The sequence below is a fragment of the Roseateles sp. GW821-FHT09B06 genome (assembly GCF_059418245.1).
In genome coordinates this window covers 38886-63020 of the sequence record NZ_JBWKPM010000002.1, presented here as the reverse complement: position 1 = coordinate 63020, position 24135 = coordinate 38886, and the positions used below count along the sequence as shown (strand labels likewise).

Here is a 24135-nt window from a genome sequence, read left to right as displayed (position 1 = left end):
TCAATATCCTGCCGGGGCCTGCTGGTGCCAATCGGTCGCCTGCTGCAAGGCATGGGCCGCATGCAAGAGCTGACCCTCCTTGAAATAGTTGCCCAGCAGCTGCAGGCCCACGGGCATGCCGTTTTCGCCGAAGCCCACCGGCACGCTCATGCCGGGCAGGCCGGCCAGCGAGCCGGGCAGGGTGAAGATGTCGGCCAGGTAGGCCTTGACCGGATCGTCGCCCTGCTCGCCGCTTTTCCAGGCCACCGTCGGTGCCACCGGGCCGGCGATCAGGTCGCATTGCGTGAAGGCCTGCTGGAAATCGTCGGCGATCATGCGGCGCAGCTTCTGCGCCTGCAGGTAGTAGGCGTCGTAGTAGCCATGGGAGAGCACATAGGTGCCGATCATGATGCGGCGCTTGACCTCGGCGCCGAAGCCTTCGGCGCGGGTCTTCTTGTACATGTCCAGCAGATCGTCGTACTGCGCGGCGCGGTGGCCGAACTTGACGCCGTCGAAGCGGGAGAGGTTCGAGCTGGCCTCGGCCGGCGCGATGATGTAGTAGACCGGAATCGCCAGCTCGGTGCGCGGCAGGCTGACGTCGACCAGGGTCGCGCCCAGCTTCTCCAGCTCGGCCAGCCCCTGGCGCACCGCCTTGTCGACATCGCCGCTCAGGCCGGCCGGGAAGAATTCCCTGGGCAGGCCGATGCGCAGGCCCTTCAGCGGCTGGGCCGCGGTCGCCCCCTCGCGCTGGATGAGCATCTGGGCGTGGAAGTCCTGCGGCGGCTGCTGGATGCTGGTGGCGTCGCGCTCGTCGAAGCCGCTCATCGCCGCCAGCAGCAGCGCGCAGTCCTCGGCCGAGCGGGCCATCGGGCCGGCCTGGTCCAGGCTGGAGGCGAAGGCGATCATGCCGTAGCGCGAGCAGACGCCATAGGTCGGCTTGATGCCGGTGATGCCGGTGAAGCTGGCCGGCTGGCGGATCGAGCCGCCGGTGTCGGTGCCGGTGGTGGCCGGCACCAGGCGCGCGGCCACCGCGGCGGCCGAGCCGCCCGAAGAGCCGCCGGGCACGCGGCTCTTGTCCCAGGGATTGGCCACCGGCTTGTAGGCCGAGTTCTCGTTGGCCGAGCCCATCGCGAACTCGTCGCAGTTCAGCTTGCCCAGCGAGACCGTGCCGGCCGCCTTCAGCCTGGCGACCACGGTCGCGTCGAAGGGGCTGCGGTAGCCGGCCAGCATCTTCGAGCCGGCCGTGGTCGGCATGTCCCGGGTGACGAAGATGTCCTTGTGGGCCAGCGGCACGCCCAGCAGGGCGCCCGCCTCGCCGGCGGCGCGGCGGGCGTCGGCTGCGCCGGCGGCGGCCAGTGCGGCCTCGGCATCGACATGCAGGAAGGCCCCCAGGGCCTCGTGAGCGGTAACTCTTGCAAGCAGCTGTTGGGCCGCCTCGCGGCTGGAAACGGCCTTCTCGGCCAGCGCGCGGCCCAGTTCGGCCACGCCCATCTCGTGCAGGGACTTCGTCGTCATCATTATTCGATCACCTTGGGAACCAGGAACAGGCCGTCCTCGACGGCGGGAGCGCTGCGCTGGTTCAGTTCGCGCTGGTTCGTTTCGGTGACCGCGTCCTCGCGCAGGCGCAGGCGCACGTCCTGCACCGCGGACAGCGGCGTGTACAGCGGCTCGACGCCGCTGGTGTCCACCGCGCTCATCTGCTCGACGATGGAGAAGAAGCCATTGAGCTGGCCGAGCAGGGCGGCCTGCTCGGGCTCGGCCAGTTCCAGCCGGGCCAGGTGGGCGATGCGGCTCACGTCTTGAGGGGTCAGGGCCATGGGGCGGGCGGTATCCAAAAGTGGCAAAAAACAAGGCCCGATGCGGGCTTGCGAGCAAGGGAATGCGGGGGTGATCGGGTATTATCTCCGCTTATCTCCATGGCAACGGGGCTGCGTGGCTTGCCAAGGCCACGCGGCCTCGTTGCACATGGTGCGAACAAGTCCGGCGGCAGCCCTCTGGTGATTCTCAGGGCTGCCCTATTTTTGAACCCTCCAAGCCAGTCCATAGCGCGATCTCAACCCACGGCTCAGATGCCCTCCTGACTGGCGCTCCACACACACCATGTTCGCTTCCCTGCGTCGCTACTTTTCGACCGACCTCGCCATCGACCTCGGCACCGCCAACACCCTGATCTACGTCCGCGGCAAGGGCATCGTGCTCGACGAACCCTCGGTCGTCGCGATCCGTCACGAAGGCGGCCCGAACGGCAAGAAGACCATCCAGGCCGTTGGCGCCGAGGCCAAGGCCATGCTGGGCAAGGTGCCCGGCAATATCGAGGCGATCCGCCCGATGAAGGACGGCGTGATCGCCGACTTCACGGTCACCGAGCAGATGCTCAAGCAGTTCATCAAGATGGTGCATGACTCGAAGATGCTCAAGCCGAGCCCGAGGATCATCATCTGCGTGCCCTGCGGCTCCACCCAGGTCGAGCGCCGTGCGATCCGCGAATCGGCGCTGGGCGCCGGTGCTTCCGAGGTCTATCTGATCGAGGAGCCGATGGCCGCCGCGATCGGCGCCGGCCTGCCGGTTTCGGAGGCCAGCGGCTCGATGGTCGTCGACATCGGCGGCGGCACCACCGAGGTCGGCGTGATCTCGCTGGGCGGCATGGTCTACAAGGGCAGCGTCCGCGTCGGCGGCGACAAGTTCGACGAGGCCATCATCAACTACATCCGCCGCAACTACGGCATGCTGATCGGCGAGCCCACCGCCGAGGCGATCAAGAAGAACATCGGCTCGGCCTTCCCCGGCTCCGAGGTCAAGGAGATGGAGGTCAAGGGCCGTAACCTTTCCGAAGGCGTGCCGCGCAGCTTCACGATCTCGTCCAACGAGATCCTGGAAGCGCTGACCGATCCGCTGAACCAGATCGTCTCGGCGGTGAAGAACGCGCTGGAGCAGACCCCGCCCGAACTGGGCGCCGACATCGCCGAGCGCGGCATGATGCTGACCGGCGGCGGCGCGCTGCTGCGCGACCTGGACCGCCTGCTGGCCGAGGAAACCGGCCTGCCGGTGCTGGTGGCCGAGGACCCGCTGACCTGCGTGGTGCGCGGTTGCGGCATGGCGCTGGAGCGCATGGAGCGCCTGGGTTCGATCTTCACCTCGGAGTAAGTCTCTGTCCGGGCCTGCGGGCCCTCGTTCCAACCGCGATCTGACTCTCGCTACGCCATGCCACTGGGCACCCTGGATCGCACCCCGCCGCCGTTCTTCCGCCAGGGCATGTCGGCGCTGACCAAGCTGCTGTTCTGCGCCGCGCTGGCCGTCTTCCTGATGGTGGCGGACGCGCGCTTCAAGCTGGCCACGCCGGCGCGCGCCGTGCTGGCCCTGCTGCTGCAGCCGGTGCAGCGGGCGCTGCTGGCGCCGGTCGACGCCTGGGAACGGGCGCAGGACTATCTGCGCGGCACCGAGCGCGCGATGGCGGCCGAGGATCAGGCGCGCCGCCAGCTGGTGCAGCAGGCTCAAGCGCTGTCCAGCGCCTCCCAGCTGCAGGCCGAGAACCAGCGCCTGCGGGCCTTGCTGGACCTGCGCCCGGCGCTGTCGGTGCCGGCCGTCGCGGCCGAGGTGCTGTACGAGGCGGCCGACCCCTATTCGCGTCGCGTCGTGATCGACCGCGGCAGCGAACAGGGCGTGCAGGCCGGCGCCCCGGTGATCAACGATGCCGGCGTGGTCGGTCAGGTGACGCGGGTCTATATGTTCTCGTCCGAGGTGACCCTGCTGTCCGACAAGGATGCCGCGATTCCCGTGCTCAATACGCGCAGCCAGCAGCGCGGTGCCGCCTTTGGCGGGGCCGACGGCGGCGGCATGGAGCTGCGCTTCATGGCCGCCAACGCCGACGTCAAACAGGATGACCTGCTGACCACCTCGGGCCTGGATGGGGTCTATCCGTCCGGCCTGCCGGTGGCCAGGGTCAGCGCGGTGGAGCGGCGCGGCGACAGCAGCTTCGCGCGCGTGGCGTTGCGGCCGGTGGTGCAGCTCGACAACGTGCGCCATGTGCTGGTGCTGGGCCAGCTGCAGGAGCTGGGCAAGGCGCGCAAGGAGGCGCAGGCGGCCTCGGCGGCCGCATCGGCGCCCGCGCGTGCCGGCGCCAAGTCATCGGGAGCCAGGCCATGATCATGCCGCGTGGCGACCAGCTGCTGCTGCCGGCCAATCCGCTCTTCATCGCCGTCAGTCTCTTGCTGGCCCTGGTCGTCGACATGGTGCCGATCGGCCGCCAGAGCGCGATGCCGGACGTGCTGGCCCTGGTGCTGGTGTTCTGGAACGTGCATCAGCCGCGCCGCGTCGGCGTGGGCTGGGCCTTCGTGTTCGGCCTGCTGGTGGATGTGCAGCACGGCGCGCTGCTGGGCCAGCATGCGCTGGCCTACAGCGTGCTGAGTTTCGGCGCGATCGCGATGCACCGGCGCCTGCTGTGGTTCGGCCTGTCGGGCCAGGCGGCGCAGATCCTGCCGCTGTTCGTGCTGGCCCATGCGGTGTCGCTGGCGGTGCGTCTGCTGGTGGGGGGCATGTGGCCGGGCTGGTCCCTGCTGCTGGCGCCGCTGTTCGAGGCGTTGCTGTGGCCGGTGGCCTCCTGGCTGCTGCTGGCACCGCAGCGCCGGCCGCCCGATCCCGACGCGCATCGCCCGCTTTGAGCGCGACCCCGACGAGCCGGCCATGACCGTCCTGAAGAACCTCAAGCAGGAGCTGTCGCGCTTTCGCCTGCGCGTGTTCGCGGCGGCGGCCTTCGTGCTGTTCTGCTTCGGTCTGCTGGTGGCGCGCCTGGTCTATCTGCAGGTGCTGCAGCACGACAGCCTGGCCGACCGCGCCGAGGCGAACCGCGTCACCGTCGTGCCCATCGTGCCGAACCGCGGCCTGATCAAGGATCGCAACGGCATCGTGCTGGCCAGCAACTACTCGGCCTACACGCTGGAGATCATGCCGTCCAAGGTGGGCAATCTGGACGAGACGGTCGACGAGCTGGCCAAGTTCATCGACATCCAGGCGCGCGATCGCCGCCGCTTCAAGCGCCTGCTGGACGAGAGCAAGCATTTCGAGTCGCTGCCGATCCGCACCAAGCTCAGCGACGAAGAGGTGGCACGCTTCACCGCCCAGCGCTACCGTTTCCCGGGCGTGGAGATCAAGGCCCGGCTGTTCCGCAGCTACCCGCTGGGCGAGGTCGGCAGCCACCTGATCGGCTATATCGGTCGCATCAACCAGTCCGAGAAGAAGACCATGGACGACTGGGAAGAGGAGGACCAGGCCAATTACCGCGGCACCGACTACATCGGCAAGCTGGGCCTGGAGCAGAGCTACGAGCGCGAGCTGCACGGCATCACCGGCTTCGAGCAGATGGAGACCAGCGCCGCCGGCCGCGCGGTGCGGCGCCTGGCCTACCGGCCGCCGACGCCGGGCAACACCCTGGTGCTGTCGATCGACATCAAGCTGCAGGCCCTGGTGGAGGAACTCTACAAGGACCGCCGCGGCGCCCTGGTGGCGATCGACCCGCGCAATGGCGAGGTGCTGGCCTTCGTCTCCAAGCCCACCTTCGACCCCAACCTGTTCGTCGACGGCATCGACAGCGACAGCTGGCGCGAGCTGAACGAGAACCCCGACAAGCCGCTGCTGAATCGTGCGCTGCGCGGCACCTACCCACCGGGCTCGACCTTCAAGCCGCTGATGGCGATGGCGGCGCTGACCAGCGGCAAGCGCGCGCCCGGCACGGTGGTGATGGACAACCTCACCTTCAGCTTCGGCGGCCGCACCTTCGGCAGCCCCGAGACCGACCGGCCCGGCCCCAAGGACATGCGCCTGGCCATCGTCAGCTCCTCAAACGTCTACTTCTACAGCCTGGCCAACGAGATGGGCGTGGACCTGATCCACGACGAACTGGAACCCTTCGGCCTGGGCCGCAGGACCGAGATCGACCTGCTGGGCGAGGTCACCGGCGACCTGCCGTCCACCGAATGGAAGCGCAAGAAGTTCCGCCGGCCCGAGCAGCAGAAATGGTATGCCGGCGAGACCATCTCGCTGGGCATCGGCCAGGGCTACAACAACTTCACGATGCTGCAGATGGCCACCGCCTACTCGACCGTGGCCACCGGCGGACAGCGCTTCAAGCCGCGCCTGGTGCGCGAGATCGAGGATGTGGTCAGGCATGAGCGGCGGCGCGTCGCCAGCGACGCACTGGAGCCGCTGCCGCTGCGCCCCGCCGACGTGACGGTGATCCGCAACGCGATGCATGGCGTGACCCTGGAGGGCACCTCGCGCGCGGTGTTCGCCGGCGCGGCCTATCCCAGCGGCGGCAAGACCGGCACCGCCCAGGCCGTGGGCCTGCGGGCCGGCGAGCGCTACAGCAATATCAAGGCCGACGAGCGCAAGCGCGACCATTCGCTCTATGTGGCCTTCGCGCCGGTGGAGGCGCCGACCATCGCGCTGGCACTGATCGTCGAGAACGCCGGCTGGGGTTCGGCCGCCGCGGCGCCGATCGCGCGGCGGGTGTTCGATTTCGTGCTGGCCGGCCAGTACCCCAGCGAGGATGACATCACGCTGACTCAGGCGGGCAAGACCTTCGCGCCGATGGGCCAGTCGCGGCGACCCGACCAGGTGCCGCTGCCGGGTCAGGCGGCGGCCAGCGCGCCGGCGGCGGCTTCGGCCGCATCGGGGGGGCGACCATGAATGCCGTCTTCAGCAAGCCGAGCCTGTGGCAGCGCCTCAAGCCCTGGTTCCAGGGCTTCGATGTGCCGCTGCTGCTGGCGATCGCCTGGCTGATGGGCCTGGGCCTGCTCAGCATGTATTCGGCCGGCTACGACCATGGCACGCGCTTCGTCGACCATGGCCGCAATATGCTGCTCTCGCTGGCCATCATCTTCGTGGTGGCGCAGATCCCGCCGCAGCGCATGATGGCCCTGGCCATCCCGCTCTATACGGTGGGCGTGGCGCTGCTGGTGGCGACCGCGCTGTTCGGCATCACCAAGAAGGGCGCGACGCGCTGGCTCAATGTGGGCATGGTGATCCAGCCCTCGGAGCTGCTGAAGATCGCCACGCCGCTGATGCTGGCCTGGTGGTTCCAGCGCCGCGAGGGTCAGCTGCGCCTGCCGGACTTCCTGGCCGCCTTCGTGCTGCTGGCGATTCCCGTGGGCCTGATCGCCAAGCAGCCCGATCTGGGCACCTCGATCCTGGTGCTGGCGGCGGGGCTGTACGTGATCTTCTTCGCCGGCCTGTCCTGGAAGCTGATCATCCCGGCCTTCGTGCTGGGCGCCGCGGCCATCACGACCCTGGTGCTGAGCGAGGACCAGATCTGCCAGCCCGATGTCGAATGGCCGATGCTGCGGGAGTATCAGAAGAATCGCGTCTGCACCCTGCTGGACCCGACCAAGGATCCGCTGGGCAAGGGCTTCCACATCATCCAGGGCGAGATCGCGATCGGCTCCGGCGGCCTGACCGGCAAGGGTTTCATGAAGGGCACGCAGACCCATCTGGAGTTCATCCCCGAGCGCACCACCGATTTCATCTTCGCCGCCTATGGCGAGGAGTTCGGCCTGCTCGGCGCGCTGGCCCTGCTGGCCGGCTTCACCGCGCTGATCCTGCGCGGCCTGATGATCGCGGCCGAGGGGGCCACGCTGTTCGCGCGCCTGATGGCGGGCGCGGTGACCCTGAGCTTCTTCACCTATGTGTTCGTCAATATGGGCATGGTGAACGGCATCCTGCCGGTGGTGGGCGTGCCGCTGCCCTTCATCAGCTATGGCGGCACGGCCATGGTGACCCTGGGCCTGAGCCTGGGGATCCTGATGTCGATCGCCAAGAGCCGGCGCTTCATGCCGGGCTGAGGCCGCCGTCCCGTTCGGTGCTGCCATCCTCCGGCCGTACCGGGTGGGCCGCGAAGCGCACCGTGAAGCGCGCGCCGGGGCCCTGGCCGTCCTCGTCCTGCTGGCCGGGGCGGCGCGTGCGGGTGGCGTCCAGCGTGATCTCGGCGCCATGCTGCTGCACGATCTCGCGCACGATGGCCAGGCCCAGGCCGGAGCCGTCGACATTGGTGCCGAGAGCCCGGTAGAAGGGCTGGAACACCTTCTCGCGCTCCTGCTCGGCGATGCCCGGGCCGGAGTCCTCCACCTGCAGCACCGTGACCTGGCCGAACGGGTCTTCGACCACGCGCACCGTCACCGTGCCCTGGGCCTGGGTGTAGAGCAGGGCGTTGTCGACCAGGTTGCGGATCAGCTCGCGGATCAGCAGCAGGTGTCCGTCGATGCGCAGCGCGCTCTGGCCGGCATCCGGGCCCTCGAAGCCCAGGTCGATGCGCTTGTCCAGCGCGCGTGGCACGAAGTCGCGCACCGTCTCCATCGCCAGCTCCGAGAGGTTCACCTCGATCCTCCGGGCCGCATGTTCCTTGTCCTCGGCGCGCGCCATCGCCAGCAGCTGGTTCACCATATGGGCGGCGCGCTGGCTGGATAGCGCGATCTGCTGCAGCGAGCGCTTCAGCTCGGCCGGCGAACTCTTGCCCTCGTCGATCTCGCGCTGCGCGAACTCGGCCTGGGTGCGCAGGCCGGCCAGCGGGGTCTTCAGCTGGTGCGCCGCGTCGGCCAGGAAATGCTTCTGCGCGCCGATCGACTGGTCGAGCCGGCCCAGCAGATCGTTGATCGCGCGCACCAGCGGCGCCACCTCGTCGGGGATGCGGCGTTCGTCGATCGGGCTCAGGTCCGAGCTTTCGCGCGAGCGGATGCGGCGCTGCAGATCGTTCAGCGGCGCGATGCCGCGCGCCAGCGCCAGCCACACCAGCAGCACGGCCAGCGGCAGGATCACGAACTGCGGCAGGATCACGCCCTTGATGATCTCGTTGGTCAGGCGGGCGCGCTTGCCCAGGGTCTCGGCCACCTGCACCAGCATGGTCCGGGTGGAGCCGGCCTGCCCCTCGGGCGCCACCCACAGGTAGGCGACGCGCACGCTGTCGCTGCCCACCTCGTCATCGCGGAAATGCAGCTCCCAGGGCACGATCGGCTGCTCGGTCTCGGGCACCGGCAGCTGACTGTCGCCGCTGAGGAATTCTCCGCGCAGGCCCAGCACCTGGTAGTAGACGGTGTCGGCCTCGTCGGCGCGCAGCAGGGCCGCAGCTTCGGGCGCCAGCGCATAGCGCGAGCGCCGGCCTTCGGGCGCTTCGGCCGCGGCCACCTGCAGGCCCAGATTGCGCGCCATCTCGCCGAGTTCGCGGTCGTAGGGCCGGCCCGCGATGCCCTGCGCCACCAGCCAGGTCAGGGCGACGCTGATCGGCCAGATCACCAGCAGCGGGGCGAGCATCCAGTCGAGGATCTCGCCGAACAGGGAGCGTTGCTCGGTGTCTGCGGCCATTCAGCTTTCCGGGTTCAGACGGGCCGCCGCACCGGGCCGTCCCAGGCAAGGCCCAACCCTCCCGGCGGGGCGATGGCTGTACTCGGCCAGCGGGGTGTTCCGTTCATCCCGGAATTTTCTCCAGGCAGTAGCCCAGGCCGCGCACCGTGGCGATGCGGATCGGCCCCTGCTCGATCTTCTTGCGCAGGCGGTGGATATAGACCTCGATCGCATTGTTGCTGACTTCCTCGCCCCACTCGCACAGGCGCTCCACCAACTGGTCCTTGCTCACGAGGCGGCCGGCGCGCTGCAGCAGCACCTCCAGCAGGCTCAGCTCGCGCGCCGAGAGCTCCACCATCTGGTCGTTGATATAGGCGACGCGGCCGGTGGCATCGAAGCTCAGCGGGCCATGCTTGATGATCGAGGAGGCCGTGCCCAGGCCGCGGCGCGTCAGCGCCCGCACCCGCGCCTCCAACTCCTGCAGCGAGAAGGGCTTGGCCATGTAGTCGTCCGCGCCCAGGTCCAGGCCCTTGACGCGCTGCTCGACGCTGTCGGCCGCGGTCAGTATCAGCACCGGCATCGAGGCGCCGCGCGCGCGCAGCTTGCGCAACACCTCCAGGCCGTGCAGCTTGGGCAGGCCCAGGTCCAGGATCACCAGATCGAACTCGTGCGAGGCCAGCGCCGCATCGGCTTCGGTGCCCGAACCGACCTGGTCGACCGCGTAGCCGGAGGCGCGCAGCGCGCGCAACAGGCCGTCGGCCAGCACTTGGTCGTCTTCCGCAATCAGGATGCGCATGGTTCGTCCCCTCGTTATACGAACATTCTAGGGAGGGCGACCTTACTGAAGGACATGACTGCCGGAGGATGTACCGCCGCCTCGGTAGCTCATCCCATGAGCCACAGGAAGAATACGATGCCCCTATTGGTCGATATGTAACAGGACCGAAGCAGGCCGCTCATGCCCGACAGCCCTAATTCATATTGATCATTACTGACATTGAATGGCAGCAGGTCCTGCCTAAACTACTGTACAAATATACAGATTGCGCCATAATGCGCCCAGCCGAAACAGGAGATCGAACATGGATGCCCCCGTCAAAAACGCCAACACCGAAAAAGCCAAGGCCCTGCAGGCCGCCCTTGCCCAGATCGAAAAGCAGTTCGGCAAGGGCTCCATCATGCGCCTGGGCGAGGGTGAGGTGATCGAGGACATCCAGGTCGTTTCCACCGGTTCGCTGGGCCTGGACATCGCGCTGGGCGTCGGCGGCCTGCCGCGCGGCCGGGTGGTCGAGATCTACGGCCCGGAATCGTCGGGCAAGACCACCTTGACGCTGCAGGTGATCGCCGAGATGCAGAAGCTCAGCGGCGTCTGCGCCTTCATCGACGCCGAGCATGCGCTGGACATCCAGTATGCGCAGAAGCTGGGCGTCAATCTGCAGGACCTGCTGATCAGCCAGCCCGACACCGGCGAGCAGGCCCTGGAAATCGTCGACGCGCTGGTGCGCTCGGGTTCGGTGGACCTGATCGTGGTCGACTCGGTCGCCGCGCTGACGCCCAAGGCCGAACTGGAAGGCGAGATGGGCGACTCGCTGCCCGGCCTGCAGGCCCGCCTGATGAGCCAGGCCCTGCGCAAGCTGACCGCCACGATCAAGAAGACCAACTGCATGGTCATCTTCATCAACCAGATTCGCATGAAGATCGGCGTGATGTTCGGCAGCCCCGAGACCACGACCGGCGGCAATGCGCTGAAGTTCTACGCCTCGGTGCGCCTGGACATTCGCCGCATCGGTTCGATCAAGAAGGGCGAGGAGGTGATCGGCTCCGAGACCAAGGTCAAGGTGGTCAAGAACAAGGTCTCGCCCCCGTTCAAGACGGCGGAGTTCGACATCCTGTACGGCGAGGGCATCAGCCGCGAGGGCGAGATCATCGACATGGGCGTGGTCGCCAAGGTGGTGGACAAGTCCGGCGCCTGGTATGCCTACAGCGGCGAGAAGATCGGCCAGGGCAAGGACAACGCGCGCGAATTCCTGCGCGAGAACCCCGACATCGCGCGCGAGATCGAGAACAAGGTGCGCGAATCGTTGGGCGTGCCCCTGCTGGCGGGCGACACCGCGGAGTAAGGCCCGTGCGGCAGGCGGGCGCGCGGGCCGGGCCGGCCCTGGTGCGGCGCTTCTGGGCGCTTTACCAGGCGCGCCGCTGGGCCGAGGCCCAGGCCCTGCTGGATCCGCAGGCCTGCTGCACCTGGTGGAGCACGCGCGAGCGCTTTGTCGGTGCGGCTGCCATCGTGCATGTGAACGCGGTCTATCCGGAAGGCTGGGCGATCCGCCTGCTGGCGCTGCATGCGCTGGGGGCCGGGCGGGTGCACAGCCTGGTGCGGGTCGATCATGGCGAGGCGTCCTTCTACGCCAACAGCTTCTTTGCGATCGAGGGCGGGCGGATCGTCGGCATCGACGAATACTGGTCCGACGTGCAGGCGCCGCCGGCCTGGCGCCGCGATCTGCCGGGCCTGGAGGGCCTGCCGGCCGACGGTCGCCCGGGCCTGGATCTGGATCCCGACCCGCCCGCGGCGCCATGAGCCATAAACCCCTGTCCCTGAAGATGCGCGCGATCGCGCTGCTGGCGCAGCGCGATCACAGCCGGTCCGAACTGCGCGGCAAGCTGCTGCGCATTGCCCGTTTGGCGCAGGCCGCGAAGCTGGCCGAGGCCGGTGCGGCGGAAGAACCGACGCCCCCGGAATCGGCCGAGGTGGCGGCCGAGGTCGATGAACTGCTGGTCTGGCTGCAGGCCCAGGGCTATCTCAGCGAGTCGCGCTTCGTCGAATCGCGCGTCCATGCGCGCGCGCAGCGCTACGGCAATCTGCGCATCAAGCAGGAGCTGGCCCAACATGGCCTGACCCTCGATGCCGAGCGCCAGCTGCAGCTCAAAGACAGCGAGCTGGAACGTGCCCGTGCGGTCTGGGCGCGCAAGTTCGGCGCGGCGCTTCCCGAGGATGCCGCGGCGCGCGCGAGGCAAACCCGTTTTCTGGCGGGACGAGGGTTTTCTGCCGAGGTGATTCGCCGGGTGCTGCGCGGCTTGCCGGAGTGAGGGGCGGCCCTTGCCGGGGCGGCCCGCGTCGCCGGACGAGGCCCGCTGACAGCCCCGCGACAGGCTTGCGGCAGCGCAGCATGCTACATTCGCGGTCTTTGGCAGACTTGCCCGCCACCCCAGTCCCGAGGTTTGGCGGGCTTGCCTGCGCGTTGTCTGTACCGCTTCATGTCCTTGCTCACCCCGTCCTCCGAGCGCCGTCTGCTGCACCGTCGAGCCATCGACGTGCAGGTGTTTGCGCGTGAAGACGGGCTGTTCGACGTGGAGGCGACCTTGCAGGACGTCAAGACCCGCGACATCCCGTTGGCCGCCGGTCTGCGCCGCGCCGGCGAGCCGCTGCACGACATGCTGCTGCGTCTGGTGGTCGACAGGCAGCTGAACGTGCTGGCCTCGGGCTCCGAGACGCGCGGCATGCCCTATCCGGGCGTCTGCGGCGAGCATGGCGATGCCTACGCGCGCCTGACCGGGTTGAACCTGTTGAAGGGCTTCCGCCTGGGTGTCAAGGAGCGCCTGGCCGGCATCAAGGGCTGCACCCATCTGACCGAACTCAGCCAGGTGCTGCCCACCGCCGTGATCCAGGCCTTTGCCGGCATCGTGATCGACACCCGCGAGGGCGACGCGAGCTCGGGCCAGGCACCGTTCCAGATCGACAAGTGCCATGCGCTGAGGAGCGACGGCGCGGTCGTGCAAGCCCATTACCCCCGCTGGTATCGCCAGGCTCCGGCCGCGGCGCAGACCGCGACCTCTCCCACCTCTTCCTGACTTTTCCCTCTAAGCGAGACCCCCTATGAAGATTCACGAGTACCAGGGCAAGGAAATCCTGCGCCAGTTCGGCGTGCCGGTGCCGCGCGGCATTCCCGCGTTCACGGTGCAAGAAGCGGTGGAAGCCGCGCAGAAGCTGGGCGGCCCGGTCTGGGTGGTCAAGGCGCAGATTCACGCCGGCGGCCGCGGCAAGGGCGGTGGCGTCAAGCTGGGCAAGAGCCTGGACGAGGTGAAGAGCCTGTCCGAGCAGATCCTGGGCATGCAACTGGTCACGCACCAGACCGGCCCGGAAGGCCAGAAGGTCCGCCGCCTCTACATCGAAGAAGGCGCCGACATCAAGAACGAGCTGTATGTCTCGCTGGTCACCGACCGCGGCACGCAGAAGGTCGCCTTCATCGCGTCCAGCGAAGGCGGCATGGACATCGAGGAAGTGGCCCATTCCACGCCCGAGAAGATCATCACCGAGATGATCGACCCGCTGGTGGGCCTGACCACCGAGCAGAGCAAGAAGATCGCCGCGGCCATCGGCCTCACCGGCGCGTCGGTGGACCAGGCCGTCGACCTGTTCGCCAAGCTCTACAAGTGCTACATGGACACCGATGCGTCGCTGGTTGAAATCAACCCGCTGAACTGCGATTCCAAGGGCAATCTGATCGCCCTGGATGCCAAGTTCAACTTCGACGCCAATGCGCTGTTCCGCCACCCCGAGATCGTCGCCTACCGCGATCTGGACGAGGAAGACGCGGCCGAAGTCGAGGCCTCCAAGTTCGATCTGGCCTACATCTCGCTGGACGGCAATATCGGCTGCCTGGTGAACGGCGCCGGTCTGGCGATGGCCACGATGGACACCATCAAGCTGTTCGGCGGCGAGCCGGCCAACTTCCTGGACGTCGGCGGCGGCGCCACGGCCGAGAAGGTCACCGAAGCCTTCAAGATCATGCTGAAGAACCCGGAAGTGAAGGGCATTCTGGTCAACATCTTCGGCGGCATCATGAAGTGCGACACCATCGCCGAAGGCGTGATCACCGCCTGCAAGGCCGTGAACCTGAGCGTGCCGCTGGTCGTGCGCATGAAGGGCACCAACGAAGATCTGGGCAAGAAGATGCTGGCCGAGTCCGGCCTGCCCATCATCGCCGCCGATTCGATGGCCGAAGCCGCGACCAAGATCGTCGCTGCCGTCAAGTAAGCCCCGCAAGGAAAGCATCAATCATGTCGATCTACATCAACAAAGACACCAAGGTCATCACCCAAGGCATCACGGGCAAGACCGGTCAGTTCCACACCCTGGGCTGCCAGGCCTACGCGAACGGCAAGAACGCCTTCGTGGCCGGCGTGAACCCGAAGAAGGCCGGCGAGAAGTTCTCGGACATCCCCATCTACGCGACCGTCAAGGAAGCGGCCGGCCAGACCGGCGCCACCGTCTCGGTGATCTATGTGCCGCCGGCTGGCGCCGCCGCCGCGATCTGGGAGGCCGTCGAGGCCGACCTGGACCTGGCGATCTGCATCACCGAAGGCATTCCCGTCAAGGACATGCTGGAGGTGCGCAACCGTATGAAGGCCAAGGAGGCTCTAGGGGGCAAGCGCACCCTGCTGCTGGGCCCCAACTGCCCCGGCCTGATCACGCCCGACGAGATCAAGATCGGCATCATGCCCGGCCACATCCACCGCAAGGGCCGCATCGGCGTGGTCTCGCGCTCCGGCACGCTGACCTATGAAGCCGTGGCGCAGCTGACCGAGATCGGCCTGGGCCAGAGCTCGGCCGTCGGCATCGGCGGCGACCCGATCAACGGTCTGAAGCACATCGACGTGATGCAGGCCTTCAACGACGATCCGGACACCGACGCCGTGATCATGATCGGCGAGATCGGCGGCCCGGACGAGGCGGAAGCCGCCCGTTGGTGCAAGCTGAACATGAAGAAGCCGGTGGTCGGTTTCATCGCCGGCGTCACCGCCCCTCCCGGAAAGCGCATGGGCCACGCCGGCGCGCTGATCTCGGGCGGCGCCGACACGGCCGATGCCAAGCTCGCCATCATGGAAGAGTGCGGCTTCACCGTGACGCGCAACCCCTCGGAAATGGGCAAGCTGCTCAAGGGCCTGCTGTAAACCGAGCCCGGCGAGCGGCCCGGCCGGATGCGTAAATCCACGCATCGGCGCCGGGCCTGCCGCAGCGCACAATCCGGCCGCAGCCTTTTGCGGCCGGGCATCAAGGGGCATCGGCCCCTTTTTGTTTTGGCGTCTGCAATCGCTGGAGGCCCGGCTATAGTCCGTCCGTCGCGGGCCGCGGAAACCAACTCAACGCAAAGTTCCCATGGACATGCTCACCAGTCCCGAGTTCTGGCTTGCCGTCGGCCAGATCATCATGATCGACATCCTGCTGGGCGGCGACAACGCGGTCGTGATCGCGCTGGCCTGCCGCAAGCTGCCCGATGTCCAGCGCACCAAGGGCATCCTGTGGGGCACGGCCGGCGCCATCGTGCTGCGCGTCGTGCTGATCTTCTTCGCGCTGACGCTCCTGAAGCTGCCCTTCCTGAAGCTGGTGGGCGGCCTGCTGCTGCTGTGGATCGGCATGAAGCTGCTGCTGCCCGAGCATGACGACGAGCATGCCAATATCCAGGCCAGCGACAAGCTCTGGGCCGCCGTGAAGACCGTGATCGTCGCGGACTTCGTGATGAGCCTGGACAACGTGATCGCGATCGCCGGTGCCGCCGAAGGCGCGGGCGGCGACCATCAGATGCCGCTGGTGATCTTCGGCCTGCTGGTCTCGATCCCCATCATCGTCTGGGGCAGCCAGATGGTGATCAAGCTGATGGACCGCTTCCCGATGGTGATCACGCTGGGCGCGATGCTGCTGGGCTGGATCGCCGGCACCATGATGGTGGGCGACCCGGCGCTGTCCAGCTGGGTGCCGAGCCAGGCCGGCGACAAGCCCGGTTCGACCGAGGTGCTGCCGGCGCTGTATTACGGCTGCGGCGTGGTCGGCGCCCTGCTGGTGCTGGCAGCCGGCAAGTTGATGGCGGCACGCAAGGGCGGCGCGGCCGCCTGATCCGGAACCATGGCTGGGGTCGGCTTCTGGCGGCGCCTGCTGGGTCGCGGCGGCGACGCCGGCAATGCCAGCATCGCCGGGGATACGCAGCCGAGCACCCAGCCCCAGTCCTTGCTCCAGGATGCCCGAGGGGAAGGCCTGGAGCGCTATGAACTCGGCGCCGAACTCGGCCGCGGCGCGATGGCCGTGGTCCACCTCGCCATCGAGAAGGCCAGCGGCCGCCGGGTGGCGATCAAGCGCCTGGCGCTGCAGCGCGAGTTTGCGGCCGAGGACCTGATCGACGTGCGCCGGCGCTTCATGCGCGAGGCGCGCGCGGCCGGACATCTGGAGCATCCCGACATCCTGCGCGTGCTGGATGCCGGCCAGGCCGGCGCAGATGCCTGGATCGCGATGGAATACGCGCCGGGCCAGGATTTGAGCCATTTCACCCGCACCGGTGCCCTGCTGCCGGTACGCGAGGCGCTGTCCCTGGGGGCCCGCCTGGCGCGGGCGTTGGCCTATGCCCATGCCCAGGGGGTGGTGCACCGCGACATCAAGCCCAGCAACGTGATGCTGGAGCGCGCCGGCGCCGGCGGTGCCGATTCGCTGAAGATCATGGACTTCGGCATCGCCCGCATCGCCGACGGCAGCCGCACGCGGACCGGCCTGGTGCTGGGCACGCCGTCCTTCATGTCGCCCGAGCAACTGGCCGGCCAGCAGGTCGACGGACGCAGCGATCTGTATTCGCTGGGCGTGATGCTCTACCAGTTGCTGACGGGCCATCTGCCGCACCAGTCCGAGTCGATGGCGACCCTGATGTACCAGATCGCCAACCAGGCGCCGCCCGACGTGCGCCATTACCGCCCGGCGCTGCCCGAGGCGCTGGCCCTGGTGCTGGCCCTGGCGCTGGAGAAGCGCCCAGAGCTGCGCTATGCCGATGGCGGGCAGATGGCCCAGGATCTGGATGCCGTGCTGGCCCTGCTGCCAAGGCAAGACCTGGCCCTACCCGGTCAGGATTTCACGACCGCCGACCCGTTCGCGCGCACCGAGCGCCTGGATCCGGTGGAACCGGGGCAAAATCCCCCGGATCCTCTCTAATTCCAGTTCGCCATGACCGTGGAGATCTTCAGCGCTACCGATGTCGGCCGCGCCCGCGACAACAACGAGGACTCGGTGGCGCTGGACGAGACGGTGGGCCTGGCCGTGCTGGCCGACGGCATGGGCGGTTACAACGCCGGCGAGGTCGCCAGCCAGATGCTGACCAGCTTCGTCAAAGCGGAGCTGGGCCGCTGGCTCAAGGAGGCGGGCAGCCAGGCCGCACCGGCCGACGTGCGGCGGGCGATGGACATCTGCGTGGACAACGCCAATCGCGCGATCTTCAATGCGGCCAACACCAATCCGCGCTATGCGGGCATGGGCACGACCCTGGTGCTGGCGGTGTTCCGTGAGGATGTGCTGCTGTTGGGTCATGTCGGAGATTCGCGTGCCTATCGCCTGCGCAACGGCCAACTGAGCCAGATCACGCGCGATCATTCCCTGCTGCAGGAGCAGCTCGATGCCGGCCTGCTGACCCCGGAGGAGGCCGCCTTTTCCAGCAACCGCAACCTCGTCACCCGCGCCGTGGGGGTGGAGGATGCCGTGATGCTGGAACTGCATCAGCACGAGATCCAGCCGGGTGACCTGATCCTCCTGTGCTCGGACGGACTGTCCGACATGTTGGACGACAATGCACTCGCGCAGTTGCTGATAAACCACCCTTCGCTGTCCGAAGCGGCGCAAGCCCTGGTTGCCGCCGCCAATGACATGGGCGGCAAGGATAATATTGCGCTTGTGCTGGCTCGTGCGGAGGGTCGCGCCAAACCTGTCAGCCGGACCTGGTGGCCGTTCGGTCGGCGCTGACGGGAGCGCCGATATCTGCGCAAGGACCCGGCCGGTACACCAACGAGACAATAGGACTGAGGTCAAGCATGGGCAAACTGGTGGTTTCGCTCGACGGGGTGGTGATCAAGGAGGTACAGCTCACCAAGGACAAGACCACGCTCGGTCGTCGGCCCTACAACGACATCGTGATCGACAACCTGGCGGTGAGCGGTGAGCATGCCGTGCTGCAGATGGTGGGAGCCGACGTCTTCATCGAAGACCTGAACTCCACCAACGGCACCTATATCAACGGCAAGGCGATCAAGAAGCAGCTGCTGGCCGGCAACGACATCGTCGAGGTGGGCAAGTACAAGATCAAGTACCTGCTGTCCGATGGCGTGGACTACGAGAAGACCATGATCCTGAAGCCGGGGGCCACGCCCAGCGGTTTCGGCCTGCCTTCGTCCTTCGGTGCCCTGAGTGCGCCGGCCAGTGCCGCGACGCCTGCCACGATCAAGGTGTTGACGGGAGCTGCGGCGGGCCGCGAGGTCAGCCTGACCAAGGTGGTCACCACGGTGGGCAAGCCCGGCGTGCAGGTGGCCTCCATCACCAAGCGCCCCAGTGGCTATGTGTTCGCCCACGTCGAGGGGGGCGCACGGCCCAGCGTCAATGGCGTGCCGCTGACCGGCGAGTCGATCGCGCTCAAGAGCGGCGATGTGATCGAGCTGGCCGGCACGCAAATGCAGTTTGTCCAGCCCGGCCTTTGAGTCGTCCGGCCGCGTGCAGCATGTCACGCGGCCGCAAGCTTCTCCTGCAAACGGCTGAAAAACGCGCCAAAACGCGCATTAGGTAGCTTGCACCCCCTGGCAAGGCGCGTAAATTGGAGTCCGTGCTCCACGAGCCCAGGCTCGACTACAACGCGCTGCGCATGAAAATAAAAGTCCTGGGCTGCTCCGGCGCCATTGCCGCCGGCTGCAAGACCACCGCCTTCCTGCTGGACGACGATGTGCTGATCGACGCCGGCACCGGCGTGGGCGATCTGAGTCTGGACGCGCTCGCGCGCATCGACCACATCCTGCTCAGCCATTCCCATCTGGACCATGTGCTGGCGATCCCCCTGCTGGCCGATGCCGTGCTGCGCCAGCGCGCCCAGGACGGGCGGCCGCCGATCGAGGTGCATGGCCTGGCACCCACCCTGGATGCGTTGCGCCTGCACCTGTTCAATGGCGTCATCTGGCCCGACTTCACCCGCCTGCCCAGTGCCGAGCATCCGGTGTTGACGCTGCGGCCCTTCGAGATCGGCCAGCGCCTGCGGCTGGGCGAGCGCGAGATCGAGGTGTTGAGCGCCGAGCACACGGTTCCCGCCTGCGGTTTCGCGGTCGACGGCGGCGCGGCGGGCCATTGGGTCTATACCGGCGATACCGGACCCAACCCGGCGCTGTGGCGGCGCCTGGCCGAGATCAAGGTGGCGCATCTGGTGATCGAAACCGCCTTCAGCGACGAAGAGCGCCAACTGGCGCGCGTCAGCCGCCATCTCTGCCCCACCGCGCTCGGCAGCGAGCTGAGCCAACTGGGCGGAGCGGTCGACGTGCACATCACCCACATCAAGCCGGGCGAGGATGGTGCCGTGATGACCCAGATCGCCGGCCTGGCCAGCGCGCACCGCATTGCTGCGCTGCGGGCGGGGCAGGTGCTGAGCTTCTGAACTCGAAGCCCGATCGACTGACAAAAATGGTCGGCTCGCAGGCCCGCGAACAAAATGCGCCGCGAAGGCTGACCAAAAATGTCACCCGGGTTGTCCTGGAGGCGCCGTGTTCGTGATGTTTGTCACGCGCCAAGGCGCTGGGGCAGGCTGGCACGGCCCCTGCATATAGAGGAAGCGTTCCTCCCCTACCTCTCACTTTTTACCCGCAGGAGTCCTCATGAGCATCAAGCGCAACGTCCAAAAAGGTTTCACCCTGATCGAACTGATGATCGTCGTGGCGATCATCGGCATCCTGGCTGCGGTGGCCCTGCCGGCCTACCAGGACTACACCCTGAAGAGTAAGGTCTCTGAAGCCGCGAGCGTCTCGTCGACGGCCCGCACTGCATTGGCTCTTGCCTTCAATGAAGGTGTGCTGAACAACGCCACGAATGCGACGCTGGGGCTCGCCGCCGCAGCCAGCATTACGAGCAAGTACGTGGCATCGGTGACGGCCGCAGGCACCAGCGATACCGCTGGAACCGTGACGGTCACGATGCAAGGCACGGGTAATGCAGCCGTTGACGCCAAGACCGTCATTTACACGGCGACCTGCGTGACCGGGGCCCAATGCACTTGGGCAATCACTGGCACGGTCGACACCAAGTACATGCCGAAGACCTAAGCGCTGGTTGGCGCGAACCATGCCCAGAGTGGACATGGTGTTCGATACAAAGGCGACCCTCGGGGTCGTCTTTTGCATGGAAAGCGGCACTTGACACGGTTTGCCGGATGAATGGAGCCCCAATGCTGACCTCTTCGTTTGCTGGCCGCCCATTCCCGTGGTCCTCAAGCTGGCGTCAAGGCATTCCCTGGCTGCTGGCCGTGTTGGCCTGCGCCCTGCCGCCCATGATCGGCTATGTCTTGCCACCGCTGTCAAGTGCAGCGAATCAGGTGAGTGCCATGGTGGGCTGGGCGGCGGTCGCAATCTGTGCGTCCTTGGCGGTCGGTATTCGCCCCGTGTTGTTGCGGCCGGCCCTGCCGCTCCTGGTGACCTGCCTATTGCTGTTCGTCGGCATCCTCGGCTCTGTCCTATGGGCCGGCTTGCCCGGTTCTTTGGCACTCATCTCGGCCGGTTCTCTGCTTGCCACCCTGGTGCTCTTTGCTGTCGGCATGGCCAGCCGTGCCGCCGGGCATGCGGAGACCTTGTTCGCGCAGATATCGCTGGGCTGGCTTGTGCTGGGGGTGGCGCTGGCCGTGGTGTGTTTCATCCAGGTCTTTGCGCCGGCCTGGGCCGATGGGGATTGGATCGCACGCACGGGGCTCCTGGGCCGCGCGGTCGGCAATATGCGCCAACCCAACCATGTGGCTGTCTTGTTGTGTTGGTCCTGCGTGGCGACGCTCTGGCTTGCCGAATCGGCGCGGCTGCGGCGCTGGGTGGCAGGCCTGCTGATGACGGTTTTCATCTGGGCGATGGTCCTCACGGCTTCGCGCACCGGCTACGTGAGCCTCGTTATCTTGGCCGTCTGGGGCCTCGTCGATCGCGGACTTTCGCCGTTCGCGCGCCGAGTCCTGATGGCGGCTCCCTTGCTGATGCTGGGTTGCTGGTTTCTGACCGATGTCTGGGCGCACTGGAGTGGCCAGATCTTCGGCGGTGAAGTTCGGCTCGCCGAGGGGGCCAGTTCGCCCTCTCGGTGGTACATATGGGTGGACACGCTGGAGCTGATCCGGCGCAGTCCGCTGACCGGGCTGGGTTGGGGTGAGTTCAATTTTGGCTGGGCGCTGACCGACTTTCCGCGGCGCCGCTCGTCGTCTCTCGATCACGCGCACAACCTGCCGTTGCATTTGTTGGTCGAACTGGGCCTGCCGCTCGGCTTGAGCGTGTTGGCAGCATTGTGCTGGTCATTGTGTGCGGCCATTCGATCGGTCTTGGGCGAGAAGGGCCCCGAAGGGGTGGCCTTGCGCTGTGCCCTGGTCATGCTGACCATCGTTGGTTGGCACAGCATGTTGGAGTACCCTTTTTGGTATTTCTACTTTCTGCTTCCCACGGCTCTGTTGCTGGGCATGTGCAGTGGCAACGCGGGGGGCGGCACGAAGATGCGGCCGCTCGCGTGCTCGAAGAACGTCGCCGTGCCGGCGCGCACCTTGACTTACGCCAGCGCCTGGGTGCTGGCCACCGGAGTAGCGGTATGGGCAGACTATATGCGGGTCGTATTGCCCTATGTGGCGCCCATGAAGACGCTCATCGAGCGGGGTCAGACGTCGTGGCTTTTCAGTACCTGGGCCGATCAACTCTACCTCGCTAGCTACCCTGGAACACCCGAGGCCTTGCCGGCGGCCCAACGGGCGGCACATCTGCTCATCGATGCTCGCACGCTAAAGGTTTGGGCAGAGACGCTGAATGCGGCAGGGGATGTGGAGCGGGCAAGGTACCTCGTACAGCGTCTTCGCGATTTTCATGAGCCTTATCTGAACGGGTGGCTTGCAGAGTGCGACAAGCCGGACGCGGGGTCGGGGACGAAGCCGTTCCAATGTATCCCGGCCACCCAGGCCTTTACATATCGCGATTTCCGGTAACTGGGAGGCATGGCACATGAAGGCGTGCTGATCCCTACTGGCCGCACGCTACAAGGGCTGCTTGAAGTCAATCCCCGGCATGTGATGATTCGCCCCCATGCTGACCGCTACCGAAAAACCGAGCCCGCCACCGCTGCCGATTGTGCTGCTGGCCTGCGCCCTGCCGCCGCTGCTGGCCTACAACCTCACGCCTTCGGCCACCTTGTTCAACCAGCTGGCCGCTCTGGTTGGCTGGGGGCTGGTGCCGATCATCGTGGCGGCTTCTCGGCCACGCCTGCAGGGGGGGGGGGCAGTCTGGGCGCTGGCGCTGCTGCTGGCTGCGCCCTGGGTGTCTCGGCTGTGGGCCGAGCTTCCACTGTCGCTGGCTCTATGCTCCAGCGGCCCGATAGTCGCGGCGCTGCTGCTGCTCCTGCCGAGCGCCCAGGGTATGGATGAGGCGGCGCGGCGGCGGTGGTTCGAAGCCCTCTGCTGGGGCCTGCTGCTGGCCGGGCTGCTGAGCCTGGCGGTGGGCCTGGTGCAGGTGTTCGCGCCCGCCTGGGCGGATGGTCAGATCATCGCCCGCTCCGGCATCCCCGGCCGCGCGGTCGGCAATCTGCGTCAGCCCAACCATCTGGCCAGCCTCCTGATGTGGTCCTGCGTGGCGGCCGTCTGGCTGGATGCGGCGGGCCGCCGGCGCCGGGCCTGGCTGCTGCCGGTGCTGCTGTTCGGCCTGATCTTCGGCGTGGTGCTCAGTGCCTCGCGCACCGGCATGTTGGGTGTGCTGCTGCTGGCCGCCTGGGGGCTGCTGGACCGCAAGCTGGCGCGTACCTCACGCTGGGCGCTGCTGGCCACGCCGCTGATGCTGGCGTTCAGTTGGGGCCTGCTGTCGGCCTGGGCCCATGCCGGCGATCATGCCTTCGGGGCCGAGTCGCGCCTGGCCGAGGGAGCCGGGTCGCCGTCGCGTCTGGCCATCCTGAGCAACGCATGGACCCTGCTGAAGATGCACCCCTGGACCGGCGTGGGCTGGGGCGAATTCAATCTGGCCTGGACCATGACGCCGTTTCCGGGCCGTCCCACGGCCTTCTTCGACCATACCCACAATCTGCCGATGCAGCTGCTGGTGGAGCTGGGCTGGCCGCTCGGGCTGCTGGTGCTGGGGCTGCTGGCCTGGTCGGTGTGGCAGGCGTTCCGGGCCAGCCAACGGGCGCAGGGCGAGGATGCGGTGCTGCGCCGCTGCGCTTTCATGATCGTGCTGATGATCGGCCTGCACAGCCTGCTGGAGTACCCGCTCTGGTACGCCTATTTCCTGCTGCCGACGGCCTTCGCGCTCGGCATGGCGCTGGGTGGCGAGACCAACGCGGCGCCGGCCGGACGGCTGCCCGCCTGGCTGCCGCGCGGCGTCGGCGCGTTGCTGGTGCTGGGCAGCGTCTATGCCGTCTGGGACTATCTGCATGTGGTGGACATCTATGTGCCGTCGCCCGGCGCCCCATTGCTGGAGCAGCGCATCGAGCGCGGCCAGCGCAGCACCTTCTTCTCCACCCAGGCCGACTATGCGGCAGCCACCAGCCTGCCACCCGGCCCCGCTGCGCTGGCGGCCGCGCGGCGCACGGCCCACAACCTGATCGACGTGCGCCTGATGATGGCCTGGGCCAAGTCGCTCCATGCCACCGGCGACCTGGACCGGGCGCGCTATGTGGTGGCTCGGCTGCGCGAGTTCCGCAGCAGGGAGGGCGATGCCTGGCTGGCCGAATGCGAGCAGCCGCGCGCCGCCGGCGCGCCCGAGCCCTTCCAGTGCCAGGCCCCGTCGCGCGAGTATTCGTTCGAGGAAATGCGCTGAAGTCGCTGGGCTCGGACCTCAGCCGACCAG

The 24135-nt window shown here is 67.4% G+C and carries 23 protein-coding genes; 19 read left to right on the top strand and 4 right to left on the bottom strand.

The window, feature by feature from the left end; genetic code table 11:
- Entirely contained in the window at positions 1-1494 is a 1494-nt protein-coding gene (gatA, locus tag AC07OQ_RS02145) for an Asp-tRNA(Asn)/Glu-tRNA(Gln) amidotransferase subunit GatA (protein ID WP_495051666.1), read from the bottom strand.
- A 2-nt stretch (positions 1495-1496) separates the two neighbouring features.
- Positions 1497-1796, bottom strand: a complete 300-nt coding sequence (gene gatC, locus AC07OQ_RS02140) for an Asp-tRNA(Asn)/Glu-tRNA(Gln) amidotransferase subunit GatC (RefSeq protein WP_495051437.1) — start codon at positions 1794-1796, stop codon at positions 1497-1499.
- 283 nt (positions 1797-2079) lie between these two features.
- Between gatC and AC07OQ_RS02135 the strand changes: the two genes are divergently transcribed.
- Genes AC07OQ_RS02135 through rodA form a run of 5 tightly spaced genes read left to right on the top strand, consistent with a single transcriptional unit; the run spans position 2080 to position 7811 of the window.
- Complete coding sequence (locus tag AC07OQ_RS02135; protein WP_195794858.1) at positions 2080-3123, top strand: rod shape-determining protein; 1044 nt, start codon at positions 2080-2082, stop codon at positions 3121-3123.
- A gap of 57 nt (positions 3124-3180) precedes the next feature.
- On the top strand, positions 3181-4122 hold the full coding sequence (gene mreC / locus AC07OQ_RS02130; protein WP_495051436.1) for a rod shape-determining protein MreC: 942 nt from the start codon (positions 3181-3183) through the stop codon (positions 4120-4122).
- A complete protein-coding gene (gene mreD, locus AC07OQ_RS02125) occupies positions 4119-4637 on the top strand; it encodes a rod shape-determining protein MreD (protein ID WP_495051435.1) in 519 nt (172 codons plus the stop codon). The genes mreC and mreD overlap by 4 nt, the downstream gene beginning before the upstream one ends.
- Positions 4638-4659: 22 nt before the next feature.
- Complete coding sequence (gene mrdA, locus AC07OQ_RS02120) at positions 4660-6660, top strand: penicillin-binding protein 2 (protein ID WP_495051434.1); 2001 nt, start codon at positions 4660-4662, stop codon at positions 6658-6660.
- Positions 6657-7811, top strand: a complete 1155-nt coding sequence (gene rodA, locus AC07OQ_RS02115; RefSeq protein ID WP_495051433.1) for a rod shape-determining protein RodA — start codon at positions 6657-6659, stop codon at positions 7809-7811. Before mrdA ends, rodA begins: the two co-directional genes overlap by 4 nt.
- Here rodA and AC07OQ_RS02110 read toward each other — a convergent pair.
- Both AC07OQ_RS02110 and AC07OQ_RS02105 read right to left on the bottom strand, forming a co-directional pair.
- The gene (locus AC07OQ_RS02110) at positions 7798-9324 is read right to left on the bottom strand and encodes a sensor histidine kinase (protein WP_495051432.1); all 1527 of its coding nucleotides are present in this window, start codon (positions 9322-9324) and stop codon (positions 7798-7800) included. The genes rodA and AC07OQ_RS02110 overlap by 14 nt on opposite strands.
- Before the next feature lie 103 nt (positions 9325-9427).
- Positions 9428-10099 carry a response regulator gene (locus AC07OQ_RS02105; protein ID WP_195794852.1) on the bottom strand — a complete coding sequence of 224 codons (672 nt, stop codon included), beginning with the start codon at positions 10097-10099 and terminating at the stop codon, positions 9428-9430.
- A gap of 286 nt (positions 10100-10385) precedes the next feature.
- On the opposite strand from AC07OQ_RS02105, the gene recA reads away from it, so the two are divergent.
- The 14 genes from recA (at position 10386) to AC07OQ_RS02035 (ending at position 24105) form a co-directional block, all read left to right on the top strand.
- Positions 10386-11423 carry a recombinase RecA gene (recA, locus tag AC07OQ_RS02100; RefSeq protein ID WP_495051431.1) on the top strand — a complete coding sequence of 346 codons (1038 nt, stop codon included), beginning with the start codon at positions 10386-10388 and terminating at the stop codon, positions 11421-11423.
- A gap of 5 nt (positions 11424-11428) precedes the next feature.
- Entirely contained in the window at positions 11429-11878 is a 450-nt protein-coding gene (locus tag AC07OQ_RS02095; RefSeq protein WP_495051430.1) for a nuclear transport factor 2-like protein, read from the top strand.
- A complete protein-coding gene (locus tag AC07OQ_RS02090) occupies positions 11875-12387 on the top strand; it encodes a regulatory protein RecX (protein ID WP_495051429.1) in 513 nt (170 codons plus the stop codon). The genes AC07OQ_RS02095 and AC07OQ_RS02090 overlap by 4 nt, the downstream gene beginning before the upstream one ends.
- Positions 12388-12555: 168 nt before the next feature.
- Positions 12556-13149, top strand: a complete 594-nt coding sequence (locus AC07OQ_RS02085; RefSeq protein WP_495051428.1) for a DUF2889 domain-containing protein — start codon at positions 12556-12558, stop codon at positions 13147-13149.
- 25 nt (positions 13150-13174) lie between these two features.
- Positions 13175-14335 carry an ADP-forming succinate--CoA ligase subunit beta gene (sucC, locus tag AC07OQ_RS02080; RefSeq protein WP_495051427.1) on the top strand — a complete coding sequence of 387 codons (1161 nt, stop codon included), beginning with the start codon at positions 13175-13177 and terminating at the stop codon, positions 14333-14335.
- A gap of 23 nt (positions 14336-14358) precedes the next feature.
- On the top strand, positions 14359-15252 hold the full coding sequence (sucD, locus tag AC07OQ_RS02075; RefSeq protein WP_495051426.1) for a succinate--CoA ligase subunit alpha: 894 nt from the start codon (positions 14359-14361) through the stop codon (positions 15250-15252).
- Positions 15253-15457: 205 nt separating this feature from the next.
- On the top strand, positions 15458-16192 hold the full coding sequence (locus AC07OQ_RS02070) for a TerC family protein (RefSeq protein ID WP_495051425.1): 735 nt from the start codon (positions 15458-15460) through the stop codon (positions 16190-16192).
- A 9-nt stretch (positions 16193-16201) separates the two neighbouring features.
- Positions 16202-17269, top strand: a complete 1068-nt coding sequence (locus tag AC07OQ_RS02065; RefSeq protein ID WP_495051424.1) for a serine/threonine-protein kinase — start codon at positions 16202-16204, stop codon at positions 17267-17269.
- A 12-nt stretch (positions 17270-17281) separates the two neighbouring features.
- On the top strand, positions 17282-18070 hold the full coding sequence (locus tag AC07OQ_RS02060) for a Stp1/IreP family PP2C-type Ser/Thr phosphatase (protein WP_495051423.1): 789 nt from the start codon (positions 17282-17284) through the stop codon (positions 18068-18070).
- 68 nt (positions 18071-18138) lie between these two features.
- Positions 18139-18798, top strand: a complete 660-nt coding sequence (locus AC07OQ_RS02055) for an FHA domain-containing protein (protein WP_495051422.1) — start codon at positions 18139-18141, stop codon at positions 18796-18798.
- A 161-nt stretch (positions 18799-18959) separates the two neighbouring features.
- Positions 18960-19736, top strand: coding sequence for an MBL fold metallo-hydrolase (locus tag AC07OQ_RS02050; RefSeq protein ID WP_495051665.1), 777 nt, complete (start codon positions 18960-18962; stop codon positions 19734-19736).
- A 217-nt stretch (positions 19737-19953) separates the two neighbouring features.
- On the top strand, positions 19954-20397 hold the full coding sequence (locus AC07OQ_RS02045; RefSeq protein WP_495051421.1) for a pilin: 444 nt from the start codon (positions 19954-19956) through the stop codon (positions 20395-20397).
- A 122-nt stretch (positions 20398-20519) separates the two neighbouring features.
- On the top strand, positions 20520-22289 hold the full coding sequence (locus AC07OQ_RS02040; RefSeq protein WP_495051420.1) for a PglL family O-oligosaccharyltransferase: 1770 nt from the start codon (positions 20520-20522) through the stop codon (positions 22287-22289).
- A 97-nt stretch (positions 22290-22386) separates the two neighbouring features.
- Positions 22387-24105: a PglL family O-oligosaccharyltransferase gene (locus tag AC07OQ_RS02035; protein WP_495051419.1), complete on the top strand. Its 1719-nt coding sequence runs from the start codon at positions 22387-22389 to the stop codon at positions 24103-24105.
- The last annotated feature ends 30 nt before the right edge of the window (positions 24106-24135 follow it).

Excerpts from the sequence above, each read along its gene's own strand:
- gatA (WP_495051666.1), bottom strand. The coding sequence starts at position 1,494 with ATGACGACGAAGTCCCTGCACGAGATGGGCGTGGCCGAACTGGGCCGC.
- gatC (WP_495051437.1), bottom strand. The coding sequence starts at position 1,796 with ATGGCCCTGACCCCTCAAGACGTGAGCCGCATCGCCCACCTGGCCCGG.
- AC07OQ_RS02135 (WP_195794858.1), top strand. The coding sequence starts at position 2,080 with ATGTTCGCTTCCCTGCGTCGCTACTTTTCGACCGACCTCGCCATCGAC.
- mreC (WP_495051436.1), top strand. The coding sequence starts at position 3,181 with ATGCCACTGGGCACCCTGGATCGCACCCCGCCGCCGTTCTTCCGCCAG.
- mreD (WP_495051435.1), top strand. The coding sequence starts at position 4,119 with ATGATCATGCCGCGTGGCGACCAGCTGCTGCTGCCGGCCAATCCGCTC.
- mrdA (WP_495051434.1), top strand. The coding sequence starts at position 4,660 with ATGACCGTCCTGAAGAACCTCAAGCAGGAGCTGTCGCGCTTTCGCCTG.
- rodA (WP_495051433.1), top strand. The coding sequence starts at position 6,657 with ATGAATGCCGTCTTCAGCAAGCCGAGCCTGTGGCAGCGCCTCAAGCCC.
- AC07OQ_RS02110 (WP_495051432.1), bottom strand. The coding sequence starts at position 9,324 with ATGGCCGCAGACACCGAGCAACGCTCCCTGTTCGGCGAGATCCTCGAC.
- AC07OQ_RS02105 (WP_195794852.1), bottom strand. The coding sequence starts at position 10,099 with ATGCGCATCCTGATTGCGGAAGACGACCAAGTGCTGGCCGACGGCCTG.
- recA (WP_495051431.1), top strand. The coding sequence starts at position 10,386 with ATGGATGCCCCCGTCAAAAACGCCAACACCGAAAAAGCCAAGGCCCTG.
- AC07OQ_RS02090 (WP_495051429.1), top strand. The coding sequence starts at position 11,875 with ATGAGCCATAAACCCCTGTCCCTGAAGATGCGCGCGATCGCGCTGCTG.
- AC07OQ_RS02085 (WP_495051428.1), top strand. The coding sequence starts at position 12,556 with ATGTCCTTGCTCACCCCGTCCTCCGAGCGCCGTCTGCTGCACCGTCGA.
- sucC (WP_495051427.1), top strand. The coding sequence starts at position 13,175 with ATGAAGATTCACGAGTACCAGGGCAAGGAAATCCTGCGCCAGTTCGGC.
- sucD (WP_495051426.1), top strand. The coding sequence starts at position 14,359 with ATGTCGATCTACATCAACAAAGACACCAAGGTCATCACCCAAGGCATC.
- AC07OQ_RS02070 (WP_495051425.1), top strand. The coding sequence starts at position 15,458 with ATGGACATGCTCACCAGTCCCGAGTTCTGGCTTGCCGTCGGCCAGATC.
- AC07OQ_RS02065 (WP_495051424.1), top strand. The coding sequence starts at position 16,202 with ATGGCTGGGGTCGGCTTCTGGCGGCGCCTGCTGGGTCGCGGCGGCGAC.
- AC07OQ_RS02060 (WP_495051423.1), top strand. The coding sequence starts at position 17,282 with ATGACCGTGGAGATCTTCAGCGCTACCGATGTCGGCCGCGCCCGCGAC.
- AC07OQ_RS02055 (WP_495051422.1), top strand. The coding sequence starts at position 18,139 with ATGGGCAAACTGGTGGTTTCGCTCGACGGGGTGGTGATCAAGGAGGTA.
- AC07OQ_RS02050 (WP_495051665.1), top strand. The coding sequence starts at position 18,960 with ATGAAAATAAAAGTCCTGGGCTGCTCCGGCGCCATTGCCGCCGGCTGC.
- AC07OQ_RS02045 (WP_495051421.1), top strand. The coding sequence starts at position 19,954 with ATGAGCATCAAGCGCAACGTCCAAAAAGGTTTCACCCTGATCGAACTG.
- AC07OQ_RS02040 (WP_495051420.1), top strand. The coding sequence starts at position 20,520 with ATGCTGACCTCTTCGTTTGCTGGCCGCCCATTCCCGTGGTCCTCAAGC.
- AC07OQ_RS02035 (WP_495051419.1), top strand. The coding sequence starts at position 22,387 with ATGCTGACCGCTACCGAAAAACCGAGCCCGCCACCGCTGCCGATTGTG.